The following is a 14,638-nucleotide window of genomic DNA, read 5'->3' as shown; positions in this document are numbered from 1 at the left end:
GGCAGGGGCACGACCGCGCCGAAGTGGCGAATGCCGCGCCGCTGCTGGAACTCGATCATCTGCATGTGAGTTTCGGCGATACGGTGGCTGTGAACGACGTCACGCTGGCGATCCAGCGCGGCGAGCGCGTCGCGCTCGTCGGCGAATCGGGCTCGGGAAAAAGCGTGACCGCGCTGTCGATCTTGCGTCTGCTGAGCGACGCGCAGGTAAGCGGCTCGATCCGGTTCGACGGCGAGGATCTGCTTGCCAAAAGCGAGCGCGAGATGCGCGGCATGCGCGGCTCGGACATCGCGATGATCTTTCAGGAGCCGATGACCGCGCTCAATCCGCTCTACACGGTCGGCGACCAGATCGCGGAAACGATCGTCGTGCACGACGGCGTGTCGCCGGCGGAAGCACGCAAGCGTGCGGTCGCGCTGCTGGGCCGCACGGGCATTCCCGAGCCGGGCAAGCGCGTGAACAGCTACCCGCACCAACTTTCGGGCGGACAGCGGCAGCGGGCGATGATCGCGATGGCGCTGGCGTGCCGTCCGCGTCTGCTGCTCGCGGACGAACCGACTACCGCGCTCGACGTGACGATTCGCGCGCAAATCGTCGAACTGCTCCTTGAACTGCAACGCGACGAAGCGCAAAAGCGCGGCATGGCGGTGCTGTTGATCACGCACGACCTGAACCTCGTGCGCCATTTCGCTCAGCGCATCGCGGTGATGGAAAAGGGCGTGCTTGTCGAAAGCGGGCCGGTCGAGCAGGTGTTCGAGTCGCCGCAACATCCTTACACACAACGGCTGCTGGAAAGCCGGCCGCAGCGCACGGTCGTGCCGGTGCTGCCTATTTCGCCGGTGCTGCTGCAGGCCCGCGACGTTTCCGTCGATTTCAGAACGAAGCTGCCGGGATTTGCGGGCTGGTTCCGGGCCGGGCGGTTCCGGGCGGTCGCAAACGCGAGCGTCTCGGTGCGTCAGGGTGAGACACTTGGCATCGTTGGGGAATCGGGTTCGGGCAAGTCGACGCTCGCCATGGCGTTACTCGGGTTGCAGCGGACCGCGCACGGCGAGATCGAGTTTCAGGGCAGGGCGCTCTCCACCTACCGCGGCGCGGAGCAGACCGCGTTGCGCTCGAACATGCAGGTTGTGTTTCAGGACCCGTTCAGCTCGCTTTCGCCTCGTCAGACGATCGAGCGGATCGTCGGCGAAGGGCTCGCGCTGCACCGGCCGCAAATGACGCCGCAAGCGCGGCGCGACAGAGTGGTTGCCGTGCTGCGCGAGGTCGGAATGGACCGGACTGCGCTGCTGCGCTATCCGCACGAGTTTTCCGGCGGGCAGCGCCAGCGCATCGCCATTGCGCGGGCGCTCGTGGTCGAACCGCAGATTCTGATTCTCGATGAACCGACTAGCGCACTTGACGTTTCGATCCAGCAGCAAGTGCTCAAACTGCTCGCCGGGTTGCAGCAGAAATACAACTTGGGCTTCGTTTTCATCAGCCACGATCTGGCGGTGATCGGGGCGATGGCGCACCGCGTGGCGGTGATGCAAAACGGTTCTATCGTGGAAAGTGGAGAGGTTGAGAGAATCTTTGCGACGCCTGAGCACCCCTACACTCGAAAGCTCCTGAAAGCAGCATTGGACCGCTGATTTTTCACCCTTTCACCAATTGGGTGCGGGTCTCGATTGTATTTTTCTATTTGTTTTGACACGTGAATACTTACTGGCTAGTATCGACCAAACTTTTTTCCGTATCCCACTGATTCTTTAGCAAAAAATACCGACCAATGCAGCACAGAAATTTGACCCAGGCTTGCACGCGCGCCGTCGCCGGGATGTTCATTGGCGTCTTGATCGCAGCAGCTCCCGGCGCTTTCGCCGACGAAGTCAGCAGTTTCAATCAGAATGCCTCATTTTCGCCGAGCAACCCGGCGAATTCCTCGTCCTCCTCCAATTCGCAAACGCTCAGCAGCAACACTGACGGCGGCGCACGATCGTTCCTTTCTGGCATGGCCGGCAAGGCCGGCGACGTCGTTGTCGGCGCGCTGAACATGATCGGCGTTCGCTACCGCTGGGGCGGCAATACGCCTGACTCCGGCCTGGATTGCAGCGGTTTCGTGCGTTACGTCTTCCAGGACACGCTGGGCATGGCGCTGCCGCGCCGCGCCGAGGAAATGAGCCGTGTGGGCGAGAAGGTCCGCGTGAGCGACCTGAAGCCGGGCGATCTGGTGTTTTTCAACACCATGCGCCGCACGTTCTCCCATGTCGGCATCTATATCGGCGACAACAAGTTCGTGCATTCGCCCTCTACGGGCAGCACCATCCGCGTGGACGACATGGATAGCGGCTACTGGGAAAAGCGTTTCACCGGTGCTCGCCGGATCGAGACGTCGTACCAGGAGGGCGAAGATCTGCGCAAACGTGTGAATGCTACGCTTGGCGGCAACAACTGATTTAGCTGCGCCGGCGCTTCAGGCAACAACAAAAAGCCTGCTTCGTTTGAAGCAGGCTTTTGTGTTTTGGCGGGTCTGATTCCTGAGCGTGCTGCGCGTGAGTAACCCTAGGCCTGCGCGCGGCTCGCGGCCAGCTTGCGTTGCAACTCCGGCATGATCTTCGAGACGGCTTCCTCACCGGCCAGAATTGCGGCATTGCGCTGCGAGAAGTCGCTGCCGCTCATGGCCGCGAGATTCGGCCGGATGACGATGTCGGCGTATTTATCGAGCTCATATGCCTTGATGGTCTGGCCCATGATCGTGAAGGTTTGCATGAGCACGTCGAACGAACTGGCCGTCAGGCCGCTTTCGGGGCGCTGCGAGATATCCACGGCGATCACGAAGTCCGCGCCCATCTTGCGTGCGAACGACGCCGGCACCGGGCTCACCAAGCCGCCGTCCACATACTCATGCCCGCCGATTTTGACCGGCTCGAAAATCGACGGCACGCTGCACGACGCCCGCACTGCGACGCCGGTATTGCCGCGCTGAAAGAGGATCGGCTGGCCGGTTTTCAGGTCGGTCGCGACTACGCCGAGCGGCTTCGCCATCTTCTCGATCGGGCGATTGTTGAGCGTTGTGTTCAGATAATTCTGCAGCGCGATGCCTTGCAGAAAACCGCGCGTGCGAAACGGCATGGCCCAGTCGCTAATGGAGGCTTCGTCCATGTTCAGCGCCAGTTTGTTGAGCGCGAACCCGTTCATGCCTGACGCGTAGAGCGCGCCGACCACCGACCCGGCGCTCGTGCCGGCCACCAGATCGACTTGGACATTGCGCGCTTCCAGCGCCTTGATCACGCCGATATGCGCGAAGCCGCGCGCAGCGCCGCCGCCTAGCGCAAGGGCGACCCGAATGGGCCGTTGCGGCTTGTCGAGCGGTGGCATGTTCGTGGTAGGCGTGGCCGTGGCCGGGCTCGACGACGACACGCCGTCGATTTTGCTGCCCGCGGTGGTACAGGCGGCGAGTACCGCGGAGGCGGCCGCGAGCGAAAAATTGCGGCGGCCGTAACGAGGCGACGAAGGTTTCAACGAGTTCTCCAGCAACGGCGCGTGGGGCGCGTCGGGTGCGTACGGCGCGAGCGGCCACTTCTCGCCGAGCTCAGGCAAGGGTCAGGGCAAATGCAAATAGCGGTTCAATGCGCGGATCGCGGCGTCTCCGCTTTCGCGCGCGCACATCATAAATCAAAGCGGCGCGCGCGCGGCGGCCGGTAATGAAACGTTGCACTGCCACTGCCCGTGGCCATCAACAGCCCGTCCGGACGAGGGCAGGCCACGCGCTCGCGAAAGGTATAATTCGACATTCGCTTCAATTCCTTCGTGTCCATGCACGGCAGCCGTCGTGCCGTATGGGCGCGGTTCGCTGCCGCGCTTTACGGGCGATGCTTGTCCTGCGTCGGCGCCAGTCTTCGAGTAACCGCTAATGACCACCTCCGTTCGTACCCGTTTCGCACCGAGTCCCACCGGCTTCATTCACCTCGGCAACATTCGCTCCGCGCTGTACCCGTGGGCGTTCGCGCGCAAGATGAAAGGAACCTTCGTGCTGCGGATCGAGGACACCGACGTGGAGCGTTCCACGACCGAATCCGTGGACGCGATTCTCGAAGGCATGGAATGGCTCGGCCTCGATTTCGACGAAGGCCCGTTCTACCAGATGCAGCGCATGGATCGTTATCGCGAAGTGCTGAAGCAGATGCAGGACGCGGGGCTCGTCTACCCGTGCTACATGTCGACCGAAGAGCTCGACGCGTTGCGCGAGCGTCAGCGCGAAGCCGGCGAAAAGCCGCGCTACGACGGCACATGGCGCCCCGAGCCGGGCAAGGTGTTGCCTGAGCCGCCGGCTGGCGTGCAGCCGGTGCTGCGCTTCCGCAATCCGCTCACTGGCGTGGTGGCTTGGGACGATGCGGTAAAAGGGCGCATCGAGATATCGAACGAGGAACTGGACGACCTCGTCATCGCGCGGCCGGACGGCACGCCGACCTATAACTTCTGCGTGGTGGTCGACGATCTGGACATGCGCATTACGCATGTGATTCGCGGCGACGACCACGTGAATAACACGCCGCGGCAGATCAACATTCTGCGGGCGCTCGGCGGCGAAACGCCGGTATACGCGCACTTGCCGACCGTGCTCAACGAGCAGGGCGAGAAGATGAGCAAGCGCCACGGTGCGATGAGCGTGATGGGTTACCGCGACGCCGGCTATCTGCCGGAGGCGGTGGTCAATTATCTGGCGCGCCTTGGCTGGTCGCATGGCGACGCGGAAATTTTCTCGCGCGAGCAGTTCGTCGAATGGTTCGATCTCGAGCATCTGGGCAAGTCCCCGGCGCAATACGACCACGACAAGCTGAACTGGCTGAACGCCCATTACATCAAGGAAGCGGATAACGTCCGCCTCGCGGGACTCGCGCGGCCGTTCCTTGCGGAACTGGGTATCGACGAGGCCACCATCGCTCAAGGCGCCGATCTGACGGCAGTCGTGGGCTTGCTGAAGGACCGCGCGTCGACGGTCAAGGAGATCGCGGAGAACGCGGCGATGTTCTATCGCACGCCCGCTCCCGACGCCGAGGCATTAGCGCAGCATGTGACTGACGCGGTGCGCCCGGCGCTCGGCGACCTTGCCGCTGCGCTGAAGACGGTGGAGTGGACCAAGGAGGCGATCGCCGCTGCGCTCAAAACGACGCTCGGCACGCACAAGCTGAAGATGCCCCAACTGGCAATGCCGGTCCGACTGCTAGTGGCCGGCACGACGCATACACCGTCCATTGACATGGTGCTGATGCTGTTCGGTCGCGACGTGGTCGTCGGTCGTATCGAAAAGGCGTTGGCATGAGGCGTGGATTGGCCAACAAGTGGTCCTGAGTGCATTCGTGGATGCATTGAGTTTGTTTGCATGCGACTTCGGAAAAAAGTCGCATGCAATTGCTCAAAGGGTATTTACAAAGCGCAGATTGGCCTCTAGAATCTCGTTTCTGTTCTGCAAGGGGGTATAGCTCAGCTGGGAGAGCGCTTGCATGGCATGCAAGAGGTCAGCGGTTCGATCCCGCTTACCTCCACCATCAGAGCAGAAGAGCAGAGCGAAGTCGTTCCGAAGCATGGAACCTGTAGCAAAAAAGACTTCACAAGCAGCAGTATCGTAGTTAAAATGGCGGTCTTCGCAGTTGACGGAACAACTATCTAGCAGTTAGCGTTGCGCTAGTTAGTCCGAATCAGCGGCGAGTAAAAGACATGTCTGAAAAGATTATGTCCCCTTCGTCTAGAGGCCTAGGACATCACCCTTTCACGGTGAGTACAGGGGTTCGAATCCCCTAGGGGACGCCAAACATCAGCGTCGCTTTAGTGTTCGGGTTAATCCCGGATTTGCAGTAAAGCAGCGCAGCTTGCAGAGAAATAACCGACGCTCGCAAGCCAGGGTGTGAAGACTGGAGTGGTAGTTCAGTCGGTTAGAATACCGGCCTGTCACGCCGGGGGTCGCGGGTTCGAGTCCCGTCCACTCCGCCAGACAAAGCCCGTTCATAAACACTTGAACGGGCTTTTTCATTAAAGGTGTAAGCAGTACGTTGTCCCCTTCGTCTAGAGGCCTAGGACATCACCCTTTCACGGTGAGTACAGGGGTTCGAATCCCCTAGGGGACGCCAAAAAATCGGCGTCGTTCGGTTGGAAGTTGAACGGTGCTGCCGGTGAACGAGCGCAGCTTGTTTGCCTGGTGTCAAAATCTGGAGCGGTAGTTCAGTTGGTTAGAATACCGGCCTGTCACGCCGGGGGTCGCGGGTTCGAGTCCCGTCCGCTCCGCCAGATTAAAAAAGCCCACTTCGTAAGAAGTGGGCTTTTTTGTTTCCGCTGACGGTCCCGCCTGGATATGCTCGGGACAAACAGCCATTGCCAGCGCGCGCGGCCTGTTTTACCGTTAATCCGACTTCTCTTCGCCGTGCCGCCATGTTCGATCCAACCGAAGCTCCGTCATCGTTCCATCTGCGTAAAGCCAGCATGGATGATTTCGAGTTCGCCGAGGCGCTGACTCATAGCAACATGGGCGGCTATTATCAGCGCCATCATCTCGTCTGGCGCGGCGATCTGTTTCTGGGCAGTTGGCGCGAGTCGGAGAATTTCATCCTCGAAATGGAGGGCAAGCCGATTGGCGTGCTGCGCATCACGCAGGAAGGCGATTCGCTTCATATCCGCGACGTGCAGATTGCCGAGGGATACAGGCGGCTCGGCGCGGGCACCTATCTGCTGGATATGGCCCACCAATGGGCGCGCGAGCGCGGCCTGCGCGAACTGCAATTGCGTGTGTTCGTCGACAATCCCGCGGCGCGGCTCTATCAGCGTAAAGGCTACAAGTTGGCCGGCCCGCGGCTTGCCCAGCTTGGCGCGATCCGTCATCTCGCTCGGCGAGTTTGAGCCGCCAGTCGGCGGTTTAGCGATCCGCGCCGCTCGCCGCGTCCGCGCGGTTCGGTGCCACGGGACCGTCCACGTGGTTCAGCTGCGCATCGTCACGGTCTCCTCCGTTATCCAGTCGATGCTCCGAGCCCCGCTCGATAAACGCGCGTGGGCTTTCGCCAAACGCACGCCGGAACATCGCGGAAAAGGCGCTCTGGCTCTGATAGCCCAACTCCTGCGCGACATGCGACAGTGGCCGCCCCTGACTCAGCAGGGGAATCGCTCGCGCAAGAATCGCCTGTTGCCGCCACTGAGAGAAACTCACGCCAAGCTCCTGACGAAAGAGACGCGCGATCGTTCGCGTACTCGCTCCTACGCTCGCCGCCCACTGTTCGAGTGATTCGCCCGGCGTCGGATCCGCGATTACCGCCTCGCATAGCGCGCGCAGCCGCTTTTCGTTCGGCATTGGCACCGATAGCGGCAGTGGCTCCGAACGGGTTAGCTCATCTATCGCAAGCGCGCCGAGCAACTGCTCGCGCGCGGGCGAGATGCCAGGCGTGTCCAGCGCGGCGATCACTTCGCGCAGCAGGTTCGAGACTTCGACCACGCGTGGGGCGTCGAGCCCAGCAGGCACCGTGCTTTCGGTGATGTACAACGTGCGCAGGAACGCGTCTTCGACGGCCACCACTTCATGCGTGACATGCGGCGGGACCCAGATCGCGCGAGAGGGCGGCACCATCCACGTCGTGCCTGTTGTCGCCACCCGCAGCACGCCGCGCGATGCATACGCAACCTGCGCCCAGGCATGCGTATGACGCGCGAAGTGAGAACCCATCGGCATGGGTCGCGAGCGCACGCGAATGGGATGCGTGTCGTTCGGCTGAAACTCTGGCGGAGTGTCGGTCAAGCTGACGAAGCTGGACCGGTCCGAGCCGGCGTACGGAGTCATGGCAAAAGTCGATCCACGGAACAAAACGCTGCGGGTACAAGGCCCAACATGAGCGGATTCTCATTGTAGAGCGTGCATGGATTGGGACGTTGCATAATGTCCCGATTGACCGACGACCTATTCGAGGAGCACCAACCACGATGCAAACCGTCTTTGTATATGGCACGCTGCGGGCGGGCGAAGTGAACGACATCCGCGAAGCCGCGGCTCGCAACGAAATAGCCGAGCCGAATCTGCTCGGCACGGCCACGGTTCGCGGCCATCTGTTCGACTTCGGTTCGTACCCGGGACTCGTTGTCGACGAACAGGGCGTGGACGTAACCGGCGATGTCTACGAAATTGACGATGAACTCGTCGCCGTGCTCGACGAGATCGAAGCGGTGTATCCCGGCGTCGAAGATCGCTTTCTGGCCCGTGAAGTAATGGTGAAAGTGGACGGCAACGTCGTGAACTGTCGCTTCTACCCGGTCGCGCCTCAGGCGGTGAAGGGGCTGCCGGAAATCAAGTCCGGCGATTGGGTCGAGTATCGCGCCACGCGCTGACACGCCCGCAGCGCGCTCGTATGCGCCCGTCCGCGCTTATGTGCCCGTATGCGCTCCCCCGCATAAGAAACGGCCCGCCAGGCATGCGCCTGTCGGGCCGTTCGCTCGATCAATCGTTGTACGCACTCGTCGTTACCACCCGACAAGCGTTCGCGCTCAGATTTCTTCGTAAAGCGGCAGCGTCAGAAAGTCGGTGAACTGCTCGGACGTCGACATCTCTTCGAAGATTTGAGCCGCGCGTTCGTACGGTTTCGTATCGCCGCCGACGGCCTGCTTCACCTTGTCGAGTTCTTGCACGGCGAGTTCGCGCACCAGCTCGGCCGTTACCTTGCGGCCATCGTCGAGCGTGCCCTTCGGCGAGCGAATCCACTGCCACACCTGCGAGCGCGAGATTTCGGCGGTAGCGGCATCTTCCATCAGGTTGTGGATCGGCACGCAGCCGTTGCCCGCGAGCCACGAGCCCAAGTAGTGAATGCCGACGTTGATGTTGTTGCGCAGACCGGCTTCGGTGACCGGCGCTTCCGGACGGAAGTCCATCAGGTCCGTGGCAGTGACGAGCACGTCGTCGCGTTGTTTGCCGATCTGGTTCGGCTTGTCGCCGAGCACCTTGACGAATTCTTCCATTGCGATCGGCACGAGGCCCGGGTGGGCAACCCAGCCGCCGTCATAGCCGTCGCCGGCATCGCGCGCCTTGTCCGAGCGCACGCCGGCCATTGCCTTGTCGTTCGCGGCCGCGTCGTTCTTGATCGGAATCAGCGCGCTCATGCCGCCAATGGCCGGCGCGTTGCGGCGATGGCACGTCTTCAGCAGCAACAGCGCGTACGCGCGCATGAACGGCGCGGTCATCGTGATCTGCGAGCGGTCGGCGAGACAGAAGTCGCGGTCGGACTTGAACTTCTTGATCGCCGAGAAGATGTAGTCCCAGCGGCCGGCGTTCAGCCCCGAGCTATGTTCACGCAGCTCGTACAGAATTTCGTCCATCTCGAACGCGGCAAGAATGGTTTCGATCAGCACCGTCGCGCGAATCGTGCCGCGCGGCACGCCGACCGCTTCCTGCGCCGCGACGAAAATGTCGTTCCACAGGCGCGCTTCGAGATGGCTTTCCATCTTCGGCAAATAGAAGTACGGGCCCGAGCCGCGCGCGACCAGTTCCTTTGCGTTGTGCACCATGAACAGCGCGAAATCGAAGATGCCGCCCGACACGCGCTTGCCGTCCACCTTCACGTGCTTTTCCTCGAGATGCCAGCCGCGCGGACGCACGATCAGCGTGGCAACCTTGTCGTTCAACTTATAGCTCTTGCCGTTCTGGTCGAGCGAGATGGTGCGGCGCACTGCATCTTTCAGGTTCACATGGCCGGTGATCTGGTTGTCCCAGCTGGGCGCATTCGAATCCTCGAAATCGGTCATGTACGAATCCGCGCCCGAGTTCAGCGCGTTGATGATCATCTTGCGCTCGACCGGGCCGGTGATCTCCACGCGGCGCCATTGCAGGTCTTCGGGCAGCGGCGCAATGGTCCAGTCGCCGTCGCGCACGCTCTTCGTCGCGGCGAGAAAGTCGGGACGCTCGCCGGCGTCGAGCCGCTTCGTGCGTTCCGTCCGCGCCTGCAACAACTGCTGACGACGCGGCTCGAACGTGCGATGCAGTGCGGCGACAAGTTCGAGCGCTTCGCGCGTGAGGATTGCTTCATAGCCAGGCTTGATTTCAGCGGTGATTTCCATGCCCTGCGGCAGCGACAACGATGACAGCGGATTCGCCATGTTTTCTCCTTGGTCGGTCAGATTGCAAAATGCAAAGTTGAAATGCAGCGGTAGTTGGTTCGGTTGATTAGTTGATTCGATGAGTTGCCAAAGGGGAGGCGTCATGCGCCGGGGCTGTGGCGTATGCGGCTCGCTGTGGTGTGGGCGCGTCCTGCAGTTGTGACGGTTTTCAGAAAAGCCAACAGATCGCTCATGCCCGCGCCCGTGCCGTGCGGCGTCACGCCCAGTTCTTCGAGCGGAGCGTTCTGTCGATTGAGCCAGAACGTCGTGAAGCCGAACCACGTTGCGCCGGCAATGTCCCAGCCATTCGACGACACGAAGACGATCTCTCGCGGAAGCACGTCGAAGGCTCGAGGGCCGAGCGCATAGGCGGCGGGCGAGGGTTTGTATGCGCGTACGGCATCGACGGAAAGCACATGGTCGAACAGACCGGTCATGCCCGCGCTCTTCACCGCGACGTCCAGCATTTGAGGGTTACCGTTCGACAGAATCGCGAGGCCGGGGCGCGAACCGCCTGACGTGCCAGCCGCAGAGGACGGCCTGCGTGAGGCTCGGGATGCTGATGCCGGCGGCAGCCCGGAGGCAACCCCAGACGTAGACACAGACGCCGAATCCCGCAGCAAACGCAGCGCTGGCACCGCGTCGGGAAAGGCGGACAGGCATGCGTACTCATCCATCAGACGCTTTTCGGCGGAACGGCCGAGCGTAAGTTGAAGTTTTTTCGCAGAGAAGCGCAGGGCGTCGAGCGTGATGTCCCAGAACGGTCGGTAGTGCGCGGCGTCGCCGCCGGCATCGGCCAGCGTGCGCAACTGCGTGTATTCGATCTGTTTCTGACGCCACAACTGCGAGAGGGCGTCGCCGTGTCCGGGGAACAACTGCTCCGCGGCAGCGATCACCGAGTGCACGTCGAAAAGTGTGCCGTAGGCGTCGAAAATCACTGCTTTGGGGAAGAGTGTCGTTGTGGCCGACATTGCCGTGCGCTCCTGTCAGAGGTCAGGACGGATTGTATTAGCGCTGCAGTGCGCTAAAAAAGAGGGCAAAGATCACTTGATCTTTTACTTTCTTGCACCTAATCTTCGCGCTCCGGCCAACTTCGCCGCGCTAGCGGCGCCCTTCCATGGACCGATTCAAGCAGATCGAGACCTTCGTCACTGTCGCCGCGAAAGGCAGCCTGTCTGCCGCGGCGCTTGCGGAAGGCGTGGCGCCCGCGATCATCGGACGCCGAATCGACGCGCTCGAAGAACGCCTTGGCGTCAAATTGCTGGTGCGCACGACACGCAAGATCACGCTGACCTTCGAAGGCTCGGCGTTTCTCGAAGATTGTCAGCGCATCATTCACGACATGCAGAACGCCGAGGCAAGCGTGTCGGCGGGCGGCGTGAAGGCGAGCGGCCACTTGCGGCTCTCCGCACCGGCCGGTTTCGGGCGCCGTCACGTCGCCCCACTGGTGCCGGCGTTCACGGTCGCGCATCCGGATGTTTCGATCACGCTCGATCTGTCGGACCGGCTCGTCGATCTGGTCAACGAAGGTTTCGATTGCGCGGTGCGACTCGGCGAATTGCCCGATTCTTCGCTCGTGTCGCTCAAACTCGGCGAAAACCGGCGTGTGTGCGTGGCATCGCCTTCGTATCTGAGCCGGCGCGGCGCGCCGCATAGCCTTGCGGATCTTGCTCAGCACAACTGTCTCGCGCTCGGTGCAAGCGCCAACCAGCAGCGTGGCTGGATGTTCCAGCAGGCCGATAAGGTCGTATCGATCAAGGTGTCCGGCACGATGGAATGCTCGGACGGCGCCGTGCTGCACGAGTGGTGTCTCGAAGGTCACGGCCTCGCATGGCGATCGTGGTGGGAAGTCGGCGCGGACATCGCGGCGGGGCGCCTCGTGAGCGTGCTCGACGAGTTCGCCGCGCCGCCCATCGGCATTCATGCGGTGTTTCCTCAGCGCCGCCATTTGCCGTTGCGAGTGCGGCTTTTCCTGGATTTTCTCAAGCATACGTATGGCCTTCCGGAGTACTGGGGCTGACGCCGCGCAACGGGTTTTCCATACTCGGACAGACCCTCAATAACGGTTTGTGGCAGGTATCCACGACCTACAATTCTTTTGAGGCCAGCACGCAAAGCATCGGCCGGCGCTGACGCATGGGCCGTTCACGAGCCTGAAAAAGTGTGGCAATGCCGCGCCGAACGAAGGCGAGAGGGCAGCGGGACACGGATACGGAGGGCACATGTTCAAGCACATTCTCGTTCCGACCGATGGTTCAGATCTCTCGCGCAAGGCAATGGCCGGCGCAATCGACCTTGCGCAAGCGGTCGGCGCGCGCATCACGGCCTATGCATGTCTGCCGCAATATCCGTATGCGCCGTTCTCCGACATCGCCGTCGAACCGCCGTCCGAGTTTCTCGAACGCAGCGAACGCGAAGCGCAGCAACATCTGCGCGAAGTGGAACTTGCCGCGAGCCGTGTCGGGGTAGTCGTCGACAGGCGCACCAGCGTGCATCCGGCGCCGTATCTCGGCATCATCGAAGCGGCGGAGCGGGGCGCATGCGACGTTATCTTCATGGCCTCACACGGGCGTCGCGGTCTGGGCAGCCTGCTGATCGGCAGTGAAACGCAGCGGGTGCTCACGCATACCAAAATCCCGGTGCTGGTGTACCGCTGAACTTCGGGGACGTTACCGGATTAGTTTAGTAGCCCGTAGCCCGCAGCCCGCAGCCCGCAGCCCGCAGCGGAAAATGCGCCGGCAGTCAGCCGGCGCGTCGTTCCATTTGCCGCACAATTCGTTATGCTGGCTTTCTGTCTAGCCCCCGCCCTGCGAGAACCCGCCATCGCCCAGCGTTGATAGGCCGATGCGGCGATGGCGAGACTCCTCCCTGTCGACGGCAAATCCCCGGCAAATCCGCTTCGCGGTTGCTCCGCCGTCTGTCTGCCGTACGTTTCGCGATCGGGCCGCGAGGCCGTTACGCGACTTTCTTGTCGAAGAACTGTTCGTCTTCTGTCGAGCCGTGCAACGCGGTCGTCGATGCTTCGCGCTCGACGGTTTGCGTGACCGCGTCGAAGTAGCCGGTGCCCACTTCGCGCTGATGCTTGACGGCGGTGAAGCCCTTCTCCGCTGCCGCGAATTCAGCCTGCTGCATCTCGACGAACGCCGTCATCTGATTGCGGGCATAGCCGTGCGCGAGGTTGAACATCGAGTAGTTCAGCGCGTGGAAGCCAGCCAGCGTGATGAACTGGAACTTGTAGCCCATCGCGCCCAGTTCGCGCTGGAACTTGGCGATGGTCGCGTCGTCCAGGTTCTTCTTCCAGTTGAACGAAGGCGAGCAGTTGTACGACAGGAGTTGATCCGGGTACTCCTTGTGGATGGCGTCGGCGAATTTCTTCGCGAACTCGAGATCCGGCTTGCCCGTCTCGCACCAGATCATGTCCGCGTAGGGAGCGTAAGCGAGGCCGCGCGAAATCGCCTGTTCGAGGCCCGGCTTCGTGCGGTAGAAACCTTCCACAGTGCGCTCGCCGGTCAAAAACGGCTTGTCGTTCTCGTCGACGTCGGACGTAATCAGGTCCGCTGCTTCCGCGTCAGTGCGAGCGAGCAGCACGGTCGGCACGCCCGACACGTCCGCGGCGAGACGCGCAGCCGTCAGCTTGGCGACGTTTTCGCGCGTCGGCACCAGCACCTTGCCGCCCATGTGACCGCACTTCTTGACCGACGCAAGCTGATCTTCGAAGTGCACACCTGCCGCGCCGGCTTCGATCATCGCCTTCATCAGTTCAAATGCGTTCAGCACGCCGCCGAAGCCGGCTTCGGCGTCCGCGACGATCGGCGCAAAGTAGTCGATGTAGCCTTCGTCGCCCGGGTTCTTGCCTTCCGACCACTGGATCTGATCGGCACGCGTCAGCGTGTTGTTGATGCGCTTGACGACGAGCGGCACGGAGTTCGCCGGGTAAAGCGACTGATCCGGGTACATTTCGCCGGCCACGTTGGCATCGCCCGCGACCTGCCAGCCCGACAGGTAGATGGCTTTCAGACCCGCCTTGACTTGTTGCATTGCCTGGTTGCCGGTCAGCGCGCCGAGGGAATTGACGAACGGCTCCGTATTCACGCTATGCCAGAGCTTTTCCGCGCCGCGCTTGGCGAGCGTGTGCTCGACCTGCACCGAGCCGCGCAGACGGATCACGTCCTCGGCGGTGTAGCTGCGCTTGACGCCTTTCCAGCGCGGATCGGTTTCCCATTGCTGTTGAAGTTGGCGGGCTTGTTCTTCGCGCGTCGTCATGATGTTCTCCTTGGTTGCCTGAGATTGGATGATCAGATCTGTTTTCGTCGAAGCGGCCCGCCTTGGAGGCGTTCCGTTTCCCGAACTCTTATATAAGAGTCTAGGCAAATCCATGGAGACACAACAGCGGCCCGCGAGCGATTTTCCGATATTTTTTGCGCTTAAAAATCAAAGACATACATATTCTATTCCGCATTAAGAAACAATTTTTCCCATCTTGCAATTGCCGTGTTGTGCTTTGCAGCACGATTTTTTACGACGCAAAAAATTTTTGCACATC

General features: G+C 61.6%; 14 protein-coding genes and 5 tRNA genes. 12 read left to right on the top strand and 7 right to left on the bottom strand.

Annotated elements, in window-relative coordinates; translation table 11 throughout:
- Positions 1–23 precede the first annotated feature (23 nt).
- Positions 24–1,628: an ABC transporter ATP-binding protein gene (locus tag BCA01S_RS01215; RefSeq protein ID WP_027775368.1), complete on the top strand. Its 1,605-nt coding sequence runs from the start codon at positions 24–26 to the stop codon at positions 1,626–1,628.
- Positions 1,629–1,698: 70 nt separating this feature from the next.
- Here BCA01S_RS01215 and BCA01S_RS38860 read toward each other — a convergent pair whose 3' ends face one another.
- On the bottom strand, positions 1,699–1,878 hold the full coding sequence (locus tag BCA01S_RS38860) for a hypothetical protein (RefSeq protein WP_244145928.1): 180 nt from the start codon (positions 1,876–1,878) through the stop codon (positions 1,699–1,701).
- Here BCA01S_RS38860 and BCA01S_RS01210 point away from each other — a divergent pair.
- On the top strand, positions 1,814–2,431 hold the full coding sequence (locus BCA01S_RS01210) for a C40 family peptidase (protein WP_244145926.1): 618 nt from the start codon (positions 1,814–1,816) through the stop codon (positions 2,429–2,431). The genes BCA01S_RS38860 and BCA01S_RS01210 overlap by 65 nt on opposite strands.
- 107 nt (positions 2,432–2,538) lie before the next feature.
- Here the strand turns inward: BCA01S_RS01210 and BCA01S_RS01205 are convergent, their stop codons facing one another.
- Positions 2,539–3,498, bottom strand: coding sequence for a patatin-like phospholipase family protein (locus BCA01S_RS01205; protein ID WP_027775366.1), 960 nt, complete (start codon positions 3,496–3,498; stop codon positions 2,539–2,541).
- 146 nt (positions 3,499–3,644) lie between these two features.
- Entirely contained in the window at positions 3,645–3,794 is a 150-nt protein-coding gene (locus BCA01S_RS37810) for a hypothetical protein (protein WP_156955016.1), read from the bottom strand.
- 95 nt (positions 3,795–3,889) lie between these two features.
- On the opposite strand from BCA01S_RS37810, the gene gltX reads away from it, so the two are divergent.
- The 7 genes from gltX (at position 3,890) to BCA01S_RS01165 (ending at position 6,867) form a co-directional block, all read left to right on the top strand.
- Positions 3,890–5,299, top strand: coding sequence for a glutamate--tRNA ligase (gene gltX / locus BCA01S_RS01195; protein WP_027775365.1), 1,410 nt, complete (start codon positions 3,890–3,892; stop codon positions 5,297–5,299).
- A gap of 150 nt (positions 5,300–5,449) precedes the next feature.
- Positions 5,450–5,525 (top strand) — tRNA-Ala (locus BCA01S_RS01190).
- 186 nt (positions 5,526–5,711) lie between these two features.
- Positions 5,712–5,787: transfer RNA gene (locus tag BCA01S_RS01185), tRNA-Glu, on the top strand.
- 103 nt (positions 5,788–5,890) lie between these two features.
- A tRNA-Asp gene (locus BCA01S_RS01180) sits at positions 5,891–5,967 on the top strand.
- Positions 5,968–6,028: 61 nt separating this feature from the next.
- Positions 6,029–6,104 (top strand) — tRNA-Glu (locus BCA01S_RS01175).
- Between the two features lie 80 nt (positions 6,105–6,184).
- Positions 6,185–6,261: transfer RNA gene (locus BCA01S_RS01170), tRNA-Asp, on the top strand.
- Positions 6,262–6,402: 141 nt separating this feature from the next.
- Positions 6,403–6,867, top strand: coding sequence for a GNAT family N-acetyltransferase (locus BCA01S_RS01165; RefSeq protein ID WP_027775364.1), 465 nt, complete (start codon positions 6,403–6,405; stop codon positions 6,865–6,867).
- Between the two features lie 16 nt (positions 6,868–6,883).
- Here the strand turns inward: BCA01S_RS01165 and BCA01S_RS01160 are convergent, their stop codons facing one another.
- Positions 6,884–7,795, bottom strand: coding sequence for an AraC family transcriptional regulator (locus BCA01S_RS01160; protein WP_027775363.1), 912 nt, complete (start codon positions 7,793–7,795; stop codon positions 6,884–6,886).
- A gap of 140 nt (positions 7,796–7,935) precedes the next feature.
- Here BCA01S_RS01160 and BCA01S_RS01155 point away from each other — a divergent pair, with 140 nt between their 5' ends.
- Complete coding sequence (locus BCA01S_RS01155) at positions 7,936–8,337, top strand: gamma-glutamylcyclotransferase family protein (protein ID WP_027775362.1); 402 nt, start codon at positions 7,936–7,938, stop codon at positions 8,335–8,337.
- 156 nt (positions 8,338–8,493) lie between these two features.
- Here the strand turns inward: BCA01S_RS01155 and aceB are convergent, their stop codons facing one another.
- Positions 8,494–10,095: a malate synthase A gene (aceB, locus tag BCA01S_RS01150; protein ID WP_027775361.1), complete on the bottom strand. Its 1,602-nt coding sequence runs from the start codon at positions 10,093–10,095 to the stop codon at positions 8,494–8,496.
- Positions 10,096–10,196: 101 nt separating this feature from the next.
- Positions 10,197–11,066: a (S)-2-haloacid dehalogenase gene (locus BCA01S_RS01145; protein ID WP_027775360.1), complete on the bottom strand. Its 870-nt coding sequence runs from the start codon at positions 11,064–11,066 to the stop codon at positions 10,197–10,199.
- A gap of 146 nt (positions 11,067–11,212) precedes the next feature.
- On the opposite strand from BCA01S_RS01145, the gene BCA01S_RS01140 reads away from it, so the two are divergent.
- The gene (locus BCA01S_RS01140) at positions 11,213–12,115 is read left to right on the top strand and encodes a LysR family transcriptional regulator (RefSeq protein WP_027775359.1); all 903 of its coding nucleotides are present in this window, start codon (positions 11,213–11,215) and stop codon (positions 12,113–12,115) included.
- A gap of 202 nt (positions 12,116–12,317) precedes the next feature.
- Positions 12,318–12,752 carry a universal stress protein gene (locus tag BCA01S_RS01135; RefSeq protein ID WP_027775358.1) on the top strand — a complete coding sequence of 145 codons (435 nt, stop codon included), beginning with the start codon at positions 12,318–12,320 and terminating at the stop codon, positions 12,750–12,752.
- A 298-nt stretch (positions 12,753–13,050) separates the two neighbouring features.
- Here BCA01S_RS01135 and aceA read toward each other — a convergent pair whose 3' ends face one another.
- Complete coding sequence (aceA, locus tag BCA01S_RS01130; RefSeq protein WP_027775357.1) at positions 13,051–14,358, bottom strand: isocitrate lyase; 1,308 nt, start codon at positions 14,356–14,358, stop codon at positions 13,051–13,053.
- Positions 14,359–14,638 lie beyond the last annotated feature (280 nt).

This window comes from Paraburkholderia caledonica NBRC 102488, from assembly GCF_000685095.1.
GTDB lineage: Bacteria > Pseudomonadota > Gammaproteobacteria > Burkholderiales > Burkholderiaceae > Paraburkholderia > Paraburkholderia caledonica.
This window is presented reverse-complemented; position numbering and strand designations above follow the sequence as displayed.

What these genes read in the sequence shown, in the direction of transcription:
- BCA01S_RS01210 (WP_244145926.1), top strand. Translation starts at nt 1,814, where the DNA reads ATGTTCATTGGCGTCTTGATCGCAGCAGCTCCCGGCGCTTTCGCCGAC.
- BCA01S_RS37810 (WP_156955016.1), bottom strand. Translation starts at nt 3,794, where the DNA reads ATGGACACGAAGGAATTGAAGCGAATGTCGAATTATACCTTTCGCGAG.
- gltX (WP_027775365.1), top strand. Translation starts at nt 3,890, where the DNA reads ATGACCACCTCCGTTCGTACCCGTTTCGCACCGAGTCCCACCGGCTTC.
- BCA01S_RS01165 (WP_027775364.1), top strand. Translation starts at nt 6,403, where the DNA reads ATGTTCGATCCAACCGAAGCTCCGTCATCGTTCCATCTGCGTAAAGCC.
- BCA01S_RS01160 (WP_027775363.1), bottom strand. Translation starts at nt 7,795, where the DNA reads ATGACTCCGTACGCCGGCTCGGACCGGTCCAGCTTCGTCAGCTTGACC.
- BCA01S_RS01155 (WP_027775362.1), top strand. Translation starts at nt 7,936, where the DNA reads ATGCAAACCGTCTTTGTATATGGCACGCTGCGGGCGGGCGAAGTGAAC.
- aceB (WP_027775361.1), bottom strand. Translation starts at nt 10,095, where the DNA reads ATGGCGAATCCGCTGTCATCGTTGTCGCTGCCGCAGGGCATGGAAATC.
- BCA01S_RS01145 (WP_027775360.1), bottom strand. Translation starts at nt 11,066, where the DNA reads ATGTCGGCCACAACGACACTCTTCCCCAAAGCAGTGATTTTCGACGCC.
- BCA01S_RS01140 (WP_027775359.1), top strand. Translation starts at nt 11,213, where the DNA reads ATGGACCGATTCAAGCAGATCGAGACCTTCGTCACTGTCGCCGCGAAA.
- BCA01S_RS01135 (WP_027775358.1), top strand. Translation starts at nt 12,318, where the DNA reads ATGTTCAAGCACATTCTCGTTCCGACCGATGGTTCAGATCTCTCGCGC.
- aceA (WP_027775357.1), bottom strand. Translation starts at nt 14,358, where the DNA reads ATGACGACGCGCGAAGAACAAGCCCGCCAACTTCAACAGCAATGGGAA.